The following is a 14,188-nucleotide window of genomic DNA, read 5'->3' on the forward strand; positions in this document are numbered from 1 at the left end:
GATTTGTAAAATTACTAATATCTTCAGCTGTTAAATTACTTAAATTATTGATATTAGATTTACCTTGCTCTTTTTGATTATTCAATAAGTTGGTTGCATCTTTAATTTGAGCATCTTGTACCGCTTTATCTATTGTTGCTTTATCTTTAGCATTAGCAACTTGATTGTTATAAGTGGCTTTTTCTTCATTTGACAAATAATTAAATCCGTTAATTTGGTTTGTTCCTTGTGTTTTTTGATTCCTCAGTAAGTTGCTTGCATCTTGAGCTTGTGCATTAGTATATATACTATCTAAGTCTGTTAATTTTTGCGTTTGCTTAACTTGCGTATTGTAATTCGTCTTTTCACTAGTAGTTAAGTTTGTTAACTGTCCTATATTATTGTTTACAGTTGTTCTACCTTGATTACGTACAGTATTAACTTGAGCTCTCAAACCATCTATCGTATTAACACCGTTAAATGAATTTAACATTTCTTGTTTCGTGGCTTCATCTAAAGCCTTTGTACTGTTAATTTCTTTATAAATATCCTGATATTCATTTAAGTAATTAGCAAAATCTTGGAAAGTTATATCATAAGTGTTTGTTCCAGCTAATAAACCAGTATTAACTTTCCTATAATAAGAGACAGATAACGCGCTTTTAGAATCAAAATCTTTTGAATTTATGATTATATTTAAATTTAATGGCTCACCATTAGAGAGAAACGATGCTGTTCTTTTATATTCAATTGAATAATTCCCATTGGCATCTTTTATTAATTTGTCACCTTCAGCTGTTATGCTTACTATATTGTTCTTCAATTGCTCATTAAAGTTTACACTATATCTTTCAAGTGCACTAAAACCAAAATTCAAGCCTTTTTCCTGTCCTATTGCAATACTTAACTCTATTTGATCATTATTTATTTGTCTAAATCGAATTGAATCCATGTGTGTCCAATCATCAATAAGAGGTCTAGAGATTGTTTTATTAATATTAACTAATTTACTAAAGTCTGTAGTGGCTGTATCTCCAGCTTCTAACACTCTTGTTTTAGGTGTATCAGATATACTTCTATTTTCATTACTCTCTGTTCGTACTGAGCGTAATACAGTTGCTTTCGGTTTTGTTCCTTCTTGTTCATCAGCAGCACGCTTTAACAATTCTAATCGTAATGAATCATAGATTTCTTCGTTAGATGCTTTATCATAGTCAATATCTAAATTATCTATGATTGCTTTTGCATCTTTATCTTGAATGTCATTATCTTTCAAATAATCTTCTACATATTGCTTACGATTTGTTTCTTCATTAAGGCCTTCTTTAAACGCTTTGTCATCAGCTAACTTAACGTCTTTCGCTTCTTCTGGGCTTATTTCTTCATTTGTAATTTCTTCTTTATCTATTCCAGATTGATTTTCTGAGCTAGCCCCTATATCTTCTTCGCTATTTTCATTGTTTTCGTCATCTGTTGTTTGCTTTTCATTATCTTCATATGATTCATTTGGATTTTCTGTTGAATTTTTTTCATTGGATTGGTTTGTATCTTGATTAGCTTTATCTATATCTGTATTTCGCTCTTCTGTAGTATTATCTTCATTTGTTGGTTTGTCGGAGTCTTCTTGCACAGAATCAATGTCTTCTTTATTATTTTGTTCATCTGAATGATTATCTTCAGCTGTATCCTTTTCTGATTGAGGCTTTTCTTCAACTGTTGGTTCTTCTTTCGGTGTTTCCTCTGTGTCTTCACTTGTTGGCTTGTCTTCCGTACGTTGTTCTTCCGTTGAAGTATCTTCTTTATCTTCAGCTGTTGGTTCTTCTTTCGGTGTTTCCTCTGTGTCTCCACTTGTTGGTTTGTCTTCCGTACGTTGTTCTTCTGTTGAAGCATCTTCTTTATCTTCAGCTGTATCCTTTTCTGATTGAGGTTCTTCTTCAATTGTTGGTTCTTTCTTCGGTGTTTCTTCTGCCTCCTCATTTGTTGACTTGTCTTCTTGCTCATATGTAGCAGAATCCTCAATGTTTTCTTCATTAGATACATTAGATTCTGCTTGGTCTATTGTTGGATTTTCAATTTCTTCATTTGTTTTTGTTGAATTGTTATGTTTTTCATTTGTACCTTGTTCTTTCAACTGACTTTGTTTAACGGTGTCAGTTTCATTTTCTTCTGAGTTACTTTTAACACTTTGATCAGTACTGTAATTATTTTCAGATGCCTTAGCATTATGATCAATACCTAAAAAAAGTAAAGTCCCGACGAGTATCGAAGCTGTTCCCACCGTGAATTTACGAATAGAGTATTGGTTTTTTCTATTTGGCAAAAAATCTATTTTCTTCTTCATCTTGAGTACCACTCCCTTATCATTAATATGCATAAATGTAATTTATTGTACAAATAGCATTATACTCGATTTGAAAAATTTAACAATATAATATGTTGTAAAATTTGTTAATATACAATTGATTTTCACTATTTATATTATTAAGTTGTGTATATAAATATAATTATTCATTATTTTATACAATACTTAAAATAATTTCTATTGCCATTTATAACAACGAAAGAGCGAATCTCAAGAAGAAAGTGAGGGTTTTGGTTTTTACATATTTATCCAATAAACATTAAGTTTTCGTAAACACAATTATTTATCATTTGGTACATATTCTGGGTTATCTTTATTTAATACCCAGTTACCAGTTGTTAAGTAAGATGCGAAAGCACTCCATGCCACATAAGGGATTAATAGTAGCCCTGCAGTCTTCTTAACTTGATAAAACTTAACTGTCGTAATAATAACAGCACTAAATAAAGCAAAGCTTTCAATCAGTGCAGTACCTCTTAATTTATATTTAAAGTAAAGTATAGACCATAAATAATTCAGACCTAATTGAAGAGAGTATATACCTTTAGTACTCTTACTTGCATTATTATTAGAAACTAAAGAATAAGCTATGCCCATACTAAAATAAAGTATTGGCCATACTATAGGAAAGATATAACCTGGCGGAGAAAATGGTGGCTTTTTATTTCGTTTATAATCTTGTCGCGCATTTTTGCTCGTATACTTACCTATCAAATTACCCCCAACAAACGGAAATCCAATCGCAAAAACTTGTTTCACTATGCCTGTAAGTCTCATTTAATCATGCCCTTTCAAACAGAATTTTTATCCTTACAATTAAAAATACCCTCAATCTGTATAATAAATCATTAGTAATTTAATAAAAAAAGAGAGCTATTTAAAATAGGCTCTCATAATTTATATATAAAATTGTTTACATTTTTTAATTATTGCTATTAAATAATTTCATTTGTCCCATAATATTTTCTATTTAATTCTATAATTTGATCATGGTTCATATTTGGTTCAAAGTGTTTAAATACTTCGTCTCGATTAATTGGTGCTAGGTTTTTGTCAGCAACTTTTAATGCTATTTCCAATTCTTCAGTATTAAGTTCTGTGCAATATGCAGGTGTGCCTGGTTGATGTCTCCATGAATTTTTAATTTCACCACTATCAACAGTATCAAATCCTATTGATTGTATAAGTTCACTTATAATTTTTTTATCTTCTGTATTATCTCCTGATATCGCCATTGCTATTTTTTCTTCATTTTCTTCTGTACTATTTTTATTTTTCAATGTATATGCAAGTAAATTATTAAATGCTTTTATAACTGGTTTGCCAATTGCTTCTGATACCCATTCACTTTCAACTGTTCCATCATCTAATTCTTTAATATTTCCATCTCTAAATGGATAATAATTACTTGTATCTACGACTATTACGTCATCACTTATATTAGAAATATAAGGTTTTATTGTAGGTATAACTTGTGTAGGAATCGATATTATTAAAATATCTACATGCTTAATTACTTCATCTATTTCTACTGCTTTTCCTTTAAACTTTTTATTTTCTAAATAGCTTACTGATCGCACATCCGCTATTTTGATATTATGACCTAAATTATATAATTTTTCTGAAATAGTGACCCCGATAGGTCCTGCTCCTATAATTCCAATATTCATTATATGTCTCTCCTAATATTTTATAGTTTGTTTAATATATTACTCTCTCATTCCGTATTCTTGAGGTACTTCTAAACTATCTCTAAGTGTTTCTCCTTCATAGTCTAAATGGTATAATCCTCTTTCTTGTAAAATAGGTACAACATAATCTACAAAGTCTTCTATACCATCATGTGATGAATCTGGAACTATTGAGAAACCGTCTGTAGCATCTGCTAAATACCATTCTTCTAGAAAATCAGCTACCATTTCTGGTGTTCCAGCTACTACTGGGTGATAGTTAATCACACCATTTGCTAGTACATCTTTTACGGATAAGCCTTCTTTAAGTAATTCATATGCTCTTTCTGCTCTAGGATCCATCGGTGATGGATATGCTTGCGATAATAAACTTTCTGATAGTGGTTTATTAATATCAATTGTATTTACATTGATGGTTATACCAACCATATGACCTAAATATTGAACATAATGAGCTGTTTCTTCTGGTGAAAAATCAAGCAACATACGTCTTCTATCTAATGCTTCTTCTTTTGTCTTACCTATATAGAACATAAATCCTGCAAACATTTTAATATCTTCAGGGTTTCTTCCATGTTGCTTTGCACTATTACGTATCATTGTGCGATGTAATTTCGCTTCTTCTTTTGTAAATGGATTTGCATATACACCTGAAGCAAATCTACCTGCAAGTTCCAAACCTTTTTCACCACCACCTGCTTGGAATATCGGTGGTTGACCTTGTGATGACGCAGGTATGGGTAGTGGTCCTCTTGTTTGATAATACTTACCGTTATAATTAGCGAGGTTTACTTTATTCATATCTGCAAACTGTCCAGTTGATTGATTAATAACATATGCATCTTTACCAAAGCTGCCCCATAAAGACTGTACTGCTTCAATATGTTCACGCGCCATTTCATACCTTGTATTGCGGTCAGGCAAACGTTTACCAAAATTCATTGCTGTCTGACCATTTGAAGTTGTTACTGCATTCCATCCAACACGCCCATTACTTACAATATCTAATGTTTTTAACTGACGAGCAAGATTGTAAGGTTCTGTAAATGTAGTTGAAAAGGTAGAAACAAGTCCAATGTTTTTAGTCTCCCTTGCAACAGCAGTTAATGCAATTAATGGATCCATTGAATGCATTGGTGAATTGATACTAATATCATTTTGCAAAGATGGAGTATCTGCAATAAATAAAGTATGAATTTTACCCCGTTCAGCAATTTTTGCTTTTTCAACATAATTATCCATATTTGTATAAGCATCCGCTACAGCTCCTGGCATGCGCCAAGTCTTAAATTCTCCACCATAGCCAGACACCATTTGAAGTGCTAACTTCATTTTTCCATCTCTTTTATTAATCGTCATTTCTACGCTCCTTTTATATTTGAGTTATAGTAGTATAAATTATATACTTATTAATATATTTTAAAAGACGGCAATAAAATAGTTCTTAGTACTATTTTTTGTACGTATGCATAAGGATGGGATTCTATGGCTAAAATTTGTAAATATGGATTTGATGATTCAATTATAAAAAATGAAAGAGATTTATACGGCATAGGATTTACTCAAAATTTATTAGCAGGACGCTGGAAATATTTTATATTGTGGTTTTTAAAAGAAGAGCCTAAACGATATAGTGATATTAAACGGTTTTTATCAGGTATATCTCAAGGTTCATTAACAAAACAATTAAAAGAACTAGAAGCTGATGGTCTTATTAATCGTAATGTATATCCAGAAGTCCCACCAAAAGTAGAGTACTCCTTAACAGACATGGGTGAAGAAATATTACCAATTCTAAAAATGATGGAAGTGTTCGGTAAAAAACACGGTAAACAAATAGATGAAGTGCTTTAATTCTTATTTATATAAAAAATGCCTCGACACTATTTTCCTAACTAGTGTCGAGGTATTTATTATTTCTTCAATAATTCAATGATTAAATCGTTAATTTCATGTTTTTTCTCTACGAATAATGCGTGTCCTACATCTGATACACGTGTTAGTTGATAATTAGGCATTGTTTTTTCTAGTACTTCAGAAAATTCGATTGGGCATGCCGCGTCGTCTGTGCCGTGTATTCCGTATACTGGTAAGTCTATATTCTTCACGTCTTCTCTAAGGTCTTCATCACGAAGGGACTCTAATAATTTAACTGTACCTATTAATGATGATGTTAGCGTTAATTGAGTGAAATAGTTTTTGTATTCATCTGATACGTTTGTGTTAGAACTGAAGAATGTGTCTCCAAATTCTGTAATTGCTTTTGGTTGATCGTCAGAAATAGACTTCATTAAATCTGTAACATCGTCTACTTCCATACCGTAAGGGTAGCCTTCTCTCTGTGTAAAGCTAGGTCCTGCTGGTCCAAGTAGTATCATTTTTTCTAAATCTGGATTGTTATGCTTAGCTGCATATTTTAGTGCTAACGCACCACCTACTGAGAATCCAACAACGACATAATTTTTAAGATTTAATTCATCGACTACTTTTTGAACGTCATCTACAATTGTGTCGTAATCATAACCAGAAGCAGTCGTATCTGATAATCCGAAACCACGATGATCAATACCTATATAACGGTAGCCATTATTTACAACATGTTGTGCTTGATATTCAAACATTTTATTATTAGCCGGCCATCCGTGAAGAAATACAATCGGCTGACCTTCACCAAAGTCTTCTACATTAAGATATGCATTTTCTTCTATTTGAATTCTATGTGTCATATTTATCTACTCCTTTGTTTAGTACTTTCCTTTTTGCTTTCTTCTTTAAACATTAGGTCAGATTAACTCAACAACTCTTTAACAGCAGCACCTACTAAATTAGCAGATTTTGGATTTTGTCCAGTTACTATTTGACCATCAATGACTACTTTAGGACGAAATGGTATATGAGATTTTTCATAACGTGCACCTTGTATTTTCAATTCGTCTTCAAGCTTAAATGGGACAATCTTCATCTTATTGGCCAAAAATTCTTCTAAGTTTGAGAACCCTGTAATTTTCTTTTGATCAATTAAAAACCTTCCTTTTTCATTTTTCACATTTAATAGACCTGCAATACCATGACAAACTGCGGAAACAACGCCGCCTTTATTATAAATCTCATTTATAGCTTTTTTAGCGTCTTCATTGTCAGGAAAGTCATACATTACACCGTGTCCACCTGTGAAATAAATTGCATCATATTGTGCAGCATTTGCTTCGCTAATAGGTTGTGAATATTTTAATTTATTCATAAAATCTTTATTTTGATAGTAGGCTTTTGTCGTCTTATCCAACATTACTTTTCCTAAACTCATTGGATCAAGTGGTGTATTTCCTCCTGTAATGTTGAAAAAGTCTACTTGATAATCATCACTCTTAAAATGTTCATAAAAATGAACAAGTTCACCTAGCCATAAACCTGTTGGCACTTGAGTTCCTTCAAAAACATCCGAACTTGTATTTACAATCATAATTCTTTTCATGATATGTCCGCCTTTCTTATTTGCTGTCATCCATTTTTACAATAATTTTACCTTTTGCCCTTCCTCTATTTGAATATTCTAGGGCTGCTTCTGTATCTTTAAAGTCATAAATTTTATCAATGATTGGTTTAATTTTATCTTGTTCGATTAAATCTTTAATAATCGTTAATTGTTCACCGCTCGGCTTCATAAACAGAAATTCATAATTTGCATGATATTTTTTAGCTTTTCTTGTATATTTTGAAGAAGCTAACTTAAATAACACTTGTTTAGCGGCACCTAAATTCATGCTTTTCGCAACTTTAGCTGTTGGCATACCTGATATAGATGTAACTGTACCGCCTTCTTTTAACACTTCAAAAGAATGTTCTAAATTTTCTCCTCCTAAAGTATCGAAAACACCGTTATATCCTGATAAGACATCCCAAAATTTTTCTTCTCTATAATTAATAATTTTATCTGCCCCTAGTGAACTGACAAGGTCATACCCTCGAGAACTCGCTGTTGTAGCAACATATAAGCCCATCGCTTTAGCCAATTGTATAGCGAATGTTCCAACTCCACCTGAACCAGCTTGAATTAATACTTTATCACCTTGTTTAAGTTGCATAACATCATTGAGTGCTTGATATGCCGTTAACCCCACTAACGGTATACTTGCCGCTTCTTCAAAAGTTAAATTACTTGGTTTTAAAGCAATATCATTCTCATCGACAGCTATATATTCTGCAAATGTCCCTATCTTATTTTTTCTAGGACGGGCATACACTTCATCCCCGACTTTAAAACCTTTAACCTTACTACCAACTTCAGTAATCACACCTGAAAAATCATTACCAAGAATAAGAGGAAAGTCATATTTCAATAAAGGACGTAAGCCTCCCTCTTTAATTTTATAATCTATAGGATTAATACTAGCTGCTTTAATTTCCACACGTACTTCAGTAGGACTCATACTCGGTATTGGCATGCGTTCTAATGATACTGGTCCATCACCATATTTATGAATTACCATCGCATTCATATCCGTTATCATATAATTCTTTCCCTTCTTTTTTAACGTTCATTTTATCTTCTATACATATTACCTATTACACGCTTGGCTAAACTTTCGAAGACAGTCAAAAAGGCACACCATTATGCGTATTAGCTAATGGTATGCCTTGATTTAAATCGTATATTTGTATTTTAATGTATTAAAATATTTCCTTTGGAAATAAAGCTCATTATTAGATATTATAGAAACAAAAGCTATACCTCATAATTAATTTTGAAAGATAATTCAGTAAACTAAAGTTAATTTTATACGCTTTATACTTTGGAGGTAACATTATGTTAAATTTTCTTTTTATAGTTCTTCTAGTCTTTCTTACGTATACTTTCTTCCATTATTTATATATAAAAATTTCTAAATCGTTAAAGGCTAAAGAAAGAACAAAAAACAACTTTGTGGTCAAAAATATTTTGCTTTCTTCTAAACACAATATTGATTCCTTTGACGTAATAGTTGTTTTGACGATTTCTTATTTCATTTATTATATATAATATATTATTCACTTGTTACACATCACCCTAATATTTCACTTTTCGTAAACTGAAAAATTTCATTGTTTAGCATTAAATCGTTATTTTCATCACGCTTTAGTTTTATATTTTTATATTGTTCTAATAAAGTGGCAATGACGCCATCGTGTGTGATAATCACATTATTCTCATCATCTTTTATATATTTTTTTATAAAATGTTGAAATTCTTTAATAAATGATTGGTGTTTTAAATCATTAGGGTGTTTATTATTTAATAAGTTAATAGTAGATATGTTTTTGTCGTTATAATTTGAGCATATCTGATCACATATATTCATTTTTCCTTTTCTATGTGGGTACACTCTTGGACCTAAAATATCTACGACCTTGATTTTATTGTTATGACTTAATAACATAGCAGTTTCAATTGTTCTAACTGTTGGACTTACCCAAAATTGAGAGTCTTGGTCAATATATTCACTTATGTTTTTTGTATCTCTTCTACCTTTATCAGTCAATTTTGGGTCTTTTAAATTAAAGCTTTCCGGCTCATTCATGTTATGTTCAGCTTGAGCATGTCTCATAATCTTTATCATCTCGACTCATCCCCTTTAATCAACTTATATTATTTTACCCCTCATTATACATTTCCATGGAAATATTTTTTAATATACTGCCGAAATAAAAAAGCTGCTATCCATCAATTCTTCTAAATTTATTAGAAAAATGAAGGAATGCAGCTCAATAATTATTGATTATTAATGTTTAAAATATATTGGTTAATTTCTGATTTAATCACTTCTAAATGATCAGACTCATTGTCTATTGTTGTTAAATTTAAAGCATGATTTTCTAATTCTTTAAATGATACTTCGCCTTCGACAATTTGCTTACCGATACCACTTGCAAATGATGAATATTTCTTCTCTACAATTTTTTCAAAGAATTCATCTTCAATCATTTTAGATGCAACTCTTAGACCCAATGCAAAAGCATCCATACCCGCAATATGAGTAAGTACTAAGTCTTCTTGTTTGAATGAAGTTCTTCTTGGTTTAGCATCGAAGTTTAACCCACCTGGAGCTAGTCCACCATTTTTTAAAATTTCATACATTGCTAAAGTTGTATCGTAAAAATCTGTTGGGAACTCATCTGTATCCCAACCTAGTTGAGGATGACCTTGGTTTGCATCCACTGATCCTAACATTTGATTATCTCTAGCGTAACGTAATTCGTGTTGGAATGAGTGACCAGCTAATGTTGCGTGGTTTGCCTCAATATTAAATTTGAAATGCTTATCTAAATCATATTTTTGTAGAAACGCATGAGAAGTTGCTACATCTGTATCGTATTGATGTGTAGTTGGTTCTTTAGGCTTTGGTTCAATTAAAAATTGACCTTTATAACCAATTTCTTCTGCGTAAGCGATAGCCATTTTAAAGAATTTAGCTAAATTATCTAACTCTAACTTCATATCTGTGTTTAACAGGCTTTCATACCCTTCTCTTCCACCCCAGAAGACAAAGTTTTCTGAACCTAATGTTTTAGCAATTTCTAAAGATTTTTTCACTTTTGCAGCTGCATAAGCAAATACATCTGCGTTAGAAGATGTTGCAGCTCCGTGCACAAAACGTTCATGAGTGAAGTTATTTGTAGTATTCCAAAGTAATTTCTTACCTGTTTCATTCATTTTCTTTTTAATTAATTCTACAATTTCATCTAAATTTTTATTAGATTCTTCTAATGTATTTCCTTCAGGAGCAATATCAACGTCATGGAAACAAAAATATTCAATTCCTGTTTTATCCATAAATTCAAAAATAGCATCAACTCGTGCTTTAGCTTTTTCCATTTCATCTAATGAATCCCAATCACGTAATGCAGTACCTACACCAAAAGGATCAGATAGATCTTCAGTGAATGTATGCCAATAAGCTACACTAAAGCGTAAATGTTCAGCCATTGTTTTACCATTAATTTTTTCATCAGCATTATAATATTTAAAACTAAATGGATTTTTTGATTTAGGACCTTCATATTTCACTTTTTCAACATTAAAGTAAGACATTCTTAACTCCTCCTTGAATTGTGGTTTAGTTAGTTTGTTTATTAAACTAACTAACTAACATTGAGTTAAATATAACACCTTAATTAATTTTTGTAAACGGTTTCTTTAAGTAAAATAAAAACAGGCTGTGACATAAATGAATGTCTCAGCCTTCTCTAAATTAAAAGTTAAGTTTAATGTTTTCTATATCTAATATTTTCTGGGTAATAGCGAGTGTAGCTCCAAATAAAGTTGCGAATTTAACATTTGAAGTTAAACTAATTTCTATTTCTTTTTGTGTATATTGGTTAAAAGTCGTTTTAATATTATCTAAGAGATCGGTTATTTCGTTTATTAATGGACAATTAATATAAATCACTTTTGGATTAAGCTGCATATTTAAGTTGTACATCAAAATTGCAATCCTTATTGAAAATTGTTGTATCTCTTCCAGTACAATTTCATTTCGTTCATAATACATCTTCTTAAGCTCTGATAATGTATTTTGTGTATTTAACCTTTTATTAATCTTATTAACTAGTGCATCTTGAGAACATAAATCTTCAATTTTGTGATATGTTCTCTCGTTATCTTCAATAGATGATACGAGTGTCTTTCCTATTTCTCCCGCTTCACCATTTACACCTCTATATAATTTCTGGTCGATAATTAAACCTGCACCGATACCTTTATGTATGCTAAGTGTAATTAAATTATTGATTTCTAAACTATTATTAACATTACATTCATAAATAGCAGAGAAATTGGCTTCATTTTCTACGATAACAGGCACGTCTGCGATTTCCTTAATACTCTCAATCATAGAAACTTTTTCTAATTCGTGAAACGGTAGATGTATAATTTCTTGTTCATTATTAACTATTCCATGGACAGAAATGGCGATACCTAGTAAACCAAAATGTGTTCCAAAGTTTTCATCAGCATTAATATGATATTTTAACAATTCCAACACATGCGTTATTTTTTGATTAGCCAATGGTATAGATTCATACTTTAATAATTCTCCATTGAAGTAGCTATAGATTATTTCAATAGAATGGTATGCAATATCCAAAGAAATGACATAACCAAAATTTTTATTGATCTCTAATATTATTGGTTTACGCCCACCGCTTTTAGTACTCTTACCTTGCCCTACTTCATTAACAAGCTTTTTCTCTTTTAATTTATTTAGAATACTTGAAATGGTGGCTTTATTAATCCCAAGATTTTTAGATATTTGTATTCTTGAGATTAGTTCATTATTAAATATTTGTTGTAAAACTAACTTTTGATTTGAATCTAAATTTGTTACATCTAATTTCTCCAAACTAACACCACCTCAATAAAAACAATTTAAACTAATTAAAACGTTCACTATTTAATTGCACAGATTTGGTTTAACTATAGCATAAAATATATCTGCAAACATCAAATGTCTATGTATAGATTATTTATAGAAACTTTTAAAAGAGAAATAAATAGTAATATTTTAATAACCTTCTAATCCTTGATTTAAACACACTTGTTAAAGATTGAAATATTATAATAATAAATAATACATAAGAAAGCGTTTACAAAAAAATATGTTCAGTGGTAATATTTCACTTAAGTTAGTTTGTTTTAAAAACTAACCAACTTATTTGGTTTTTAAACAGGGGGGATATTATTTATGAATGAAACTGTAGAAGCTCAATCTAGTGAACAGATTTTACAATCTAATAATAATGAGAAATTGCATATGCCTGAAAAAAATCGTTTTCGGTATTGGTGACTTTGGCGCTAACTATAGTTGGACCTTCATCGCATCATTTATCACTATATACATGACAGATGTAGTTGGCATTGCAGGCTCAGTTATTGGAACGATTATACTTTTTTGTCGTTTTGCAGATGGGTTTTCTGATTTATTTATGGGAAGCATTATCGATAATACGAATACTAAGATGGGTAAAGCGAAACCTTGGGTCTTTTGGACAGCACCAATTCTAGGGGTATTAACTTTTATGTTGTTCAACGTTCCAGATTTCTTTGGTAATACAGGTAAAATCGCATATATTTTCATTGTTTATTTCTTAATATCAGTTATTTTTTACACTGCTAACAATGTTGCATACTCATCTCTTATCTCATTTATGTCTAAAGACGAAAAAGACAGAGTTTCATTAGGCAGTATTCGTTTTATTTTTTCAAATATTAGTGTACTTTGTATTACAACTTTCACTACATTTTTAGTAACAAGCTTTGGTGAAAACCAGCAAGGTTGGACTTATACAGCATTAATTTATGGATTTTTATGTGCAGTACCTTTAATGATTACAGGGTATTTTGTTAAAGAAAGAAACGTAGCTAAAAAACAGTATACAAGCAACGGTAAGGCAAAACGTATTCCATTTACCTTAATACTTAAATCATTACTAACTGAAAAATATTTTATTATAACAATTATTCTTTATCTATTATGGTATTTACGTCAAACTGATAATGGTATGAGAGTTTACTATGCTACCTACATTTTTGATAATGCCAATGTCATGGCAATTCTTAGCGTAGCGACATTGCTACCTACAATTTTAGGACTGTTAATCGCACCTAAATTTGCAGAAATAGTTGGTATTAAAAATAGTATTATAATTGGGTTAGTTATTTCTATAATTTCGTACATTGTTATGGCATTATTCTCAGAAAACTTACCATTCCTCATTGTAGGTTTAGTTATAAATGGTATAGGTCTTGTACCATTTACTGCAGCATTAAGTGGAATCGTTGCAGATGTTGGTGATATTATTTATTGGAAGACTGGCGTACCCGTACAAGGTTCCATTTTTAGTTTGGCTAGCGCAGGCATGAAAATCGGTTCTGGATTACAATCCGCTATCGTGGGCTGGTCACTATCTATTGGAGGCTATGTCGCAGGAGCATCTGTACAATCAGAAAGTACTATATTTGCAATTAAATCTATGCAAATATACTTTCCATTATTAACAGTAGTACTCATTTGTGTCATTACTTTCTTCTTAAATTATGAAAAGTTTATTACACAAATTAAACAACAAATTCGTTCAAATAATGTTGGCGAAATGAGATCAAAACAAATATATAAATAAAAGG

Annotated in this window: 12 protein-coding genes; 2 read left to right on the plus strand and 10 right to left on the minus strand. The window is 30.9% G+C overall.

Annotation, left to right across the window (positions count from 1 at the left end):
- The 4 genes from LQ688_RS09710 to LQ688_RS09725 form a co-directional block, all read right to left on the minus strand.
- A partial coding sequence (locus LQ688_RS09710; RefSeq protein WP_239705386.1) for a YSIRK-type signal peptide-containing protein occupies positions 1 to 2,320 on the minus strand: 2,320 nt, incomplete at its 3' end.
- 300 nt (positions 2,321 to 2,620) lie between these two features.
- Positions 2,621 to 3,118, minus strand: coding sequence for a TspO/MBR family protein (locus LQ688_RS09715; protein WP_239703820.1), 498 nt, complete (start codon positions 3,116 to 3,118; stop codon positions 2,621 to 2,623).
- Positions 3,119 to 3,276: 158 nt separating this feature from the next.
- Positions 3,277 to 4,011 (minus strand): NADPH-dependent F420 reductase, encoded by a 735-nt coding sequence (locus LQ688_RS09720; protein ID WP_239703819.1) that lies wholly within the window; start codon positions 4,009 to 4,011, stop codon positions 3,277 to 3,279.
- A 39-nt stretch (positions 4,012 to 4,050) separates the two neighbouring features.
- On the minus strand, positions 4,051 to 5,391 hold the full coding sequence (locus LQ688_RS09725) for an NtaA/DmoA family FMN-dependent monooxygenase (RefSeq protein ID WP_239703818.1): 1,341 nt from the start codon (positions 5,389 to 5,391) through the stop codon (positions 4,051 to 4,053).
- A 126-nt stretch (positions 5,392 to 5,517) separates the two neighbouring features.
- Between LQ688_RS09725 and LQ688_RS09730 the strand changes: the two genes are divergently transcribed.
- Positions 5,518 to 5,886: a winged helix-turn-helix transcriptional regulator gene (locus LQ688_RS09730; RefSeq protein WP_135021159.1), complete on the plus strand. Its 369-nt coding sequence runs from the start codon at positions 5,518 to 5,520 to the stop codon at positions 5,884 to 5,886.
- Positions 5,887 to 5,945: 59 nt separating this feature from the next.
- Here LQ688_RS09730 and LQ688_RS09735 read toward each other — a convergent pair whose 3' ends face one another.
- The 6 genes from LQ688_RS09735 to LQ688_RS09760 all read right to left on the minus strand — a co-directional run bounded on the left by LQ688_RS09735 (position 5,946) and on the right by LQ688_RS09760 (position 12,407).
- Positions 5,946 to 6,758, minus strand: a complete 813-nt coding sequence (locus tag LQ688_RS09735) for an alpha/beta fold hydrolase (protein ID WP_239703817.1) — start codon at positions 6,756 to 6,758, stop codon at positions 5,946 to 5,948.
- Positions 6,759 to 6,820: 62 nt separating this feature from the next.
- A complete protein-coding gene (locus tag LQ688_RS09740; RefSeq protein ID WP_239703822.1) occupies positions 6,821 to 7,504 on the minus strand; it encodes a type 1 glutamine amidotransferase domain-containing protein in 684 nt (227 codons plus the stop codon).
- A gap of 16 nt (positions 7,505 to 7,520) precedes the next feature.
- Complete coding sequence (locus tag LQ688_RS09745; RefSeq protein ID WP_239705388.1) at positions 7,521 to 8,528, minus strand: NADP-dependent oxidoreductase; 1,008 nt, start codon at positions 8,526 to 8,528, stop codon at positions 7,521 to 7,523.
- A gap of 543 nt (positions 8,529 to 9,071) precedes the next feature.
- Positions 9,072 to 9,626, minus strand: coding sequence for a histidine phosphatase family protein (locus tag LQ688_RS09750; RefSeq protein WP_239703815.1), 555 nt, complete (start codon positions 9,624 to 9,626; stop codon positions 9,072 to 9,074).
- Between the two features lie 152 nt (positions 9,627 to 9,778).
- The gene (gene xylA / locus LQ688_RS09755) at positions 9,779 to 11,098 is read right to left on the minus strand and encodes a xylose isomerase (protein WP_017000400.1); all 1,320 of its coding nucleotides are present in this window, start codon (positions 11,096 to 11,098) and stop codon (positions 9,779 to 9,781) included.
- A gap of 160 nt (positions 11,099 to 11,258) precedes the next feature.
- Positions 11,259 to 12,407, minus strand: coding sequence for an ROK family transcriptional regulator (locus LQ688_RS09760; RefSeq protein WP_182093619.1), 1,149 nt, complete (start codon positions 12,405 to 12,407; stop codon positions 11,259 to 11,261).
- A 397-nt stretch (positions 12,408 to 12,804) separates the two neighbouring features.
- On the opposite strand from LQ688_RS09760, the gene LQ688_RS09765 reads away from it, so the two are divergent.
- Positions 12,805 to 14,184 carry an MFS transporter gene (locus LQ688_RS09765; RefSeq protein WP_239703814.1) on the plus strand — a complete coding sequence of 460 codons (1,380 nt, stop codon included), beginning with the start codon at positions 12,805 to 12,807 and terminating at the stop codon, positions 14,182 to 14,184.
- Positions 14,185 to 14,188: the final 4 nt, after the last annotated feature.

Source organism: Mammaliicoccus sp. J-M40 (genome assembly GCF_022386395.1).
In the GTDB taxonomy this organism is placed as follows: domain Bacteria; phylum Bacillota; class Bacilli; order Staphylococcales; family Staphylococcaceae; genus Mammaliicoccus; species Mammaliicoccus lentus.

What these genes read in the sequence shown, in the direction of transcription:
- LQ688_RS09735 (WP_239703817.1), bottom strand. Translation starts at nt 6,758, where the DNA reads ATGACACATAGAATTCAAATAGAAGAAAATGCATATCTTAATGTAGAA.
- LQ688_RS09725 (WP_239703818.1), bottom strand. Translation starts at nt 5,391, where the DNA reads ATGACGATTAATAAAAGAGATGGAAAAATGAAGTTAGCACTTCAAATG.
- LQ688_RS09745 (WP_239705388.1), bottom strand. Translation starts at nt 8,528, where the DNA reads ATGAATGCGATGGTAATTCATAAATATGGTGATGGACCAGTATCATTA.
- xylA (WP_017000400.1), bottom strand. Translation starts at nt 11,098, where the DNA reads ATGTCTTACTTTAATGTTGAAAAAGTGAAATATGAAGGTCCTAAATCA.
- LQ688_RS09715 (WP_239703820.1), bottom strand. Translation starts at nt 3,118, where the DNA reads ATGAGACTTACAGGCATAGTGAAACAAGTTTTTGCGATTGGATTTCCG.
- LQ688_RS09750 (WP_239703815.1), bottom strand. Translation starts at nt 9,626, where the DNA reads ATGATAAAGATTATGAGACATGCTCAAGCTGAACATAACATGAATGAG.
- LQ688_RS09720 (WP_239703819.1), bottom strand. Translation starts at nt 4,011, where the DNA reads ATGAATATTGGAATTATAGGAGCAGGACCTATCGGGGTCACTATTTCA.
- LQ688_RS09740 (WP_239703822.1), bottom strand. Translation starts at nt 7,504, where the DNA reads ATGAAAAGAATTATGATTGTAAATACAAGTTCGGATGTTTTTGAAGGA.
- LQ688_RS09730 (WP_135021159.1), top strand. Translation starts at nt 5,518, where the DNA reads ATGGCTAAAATTTGTAAATATGGATTTGATGATTCAATTATAAAAAAT.
- LQ688_RS09765 (WP_239703814.1), top strand. Translation starts at nt 12,805, where the DNA reads ATGAGAAATTGCATATGCCTGAAAAAAATCGTTTTCGGTATTGGTGAC.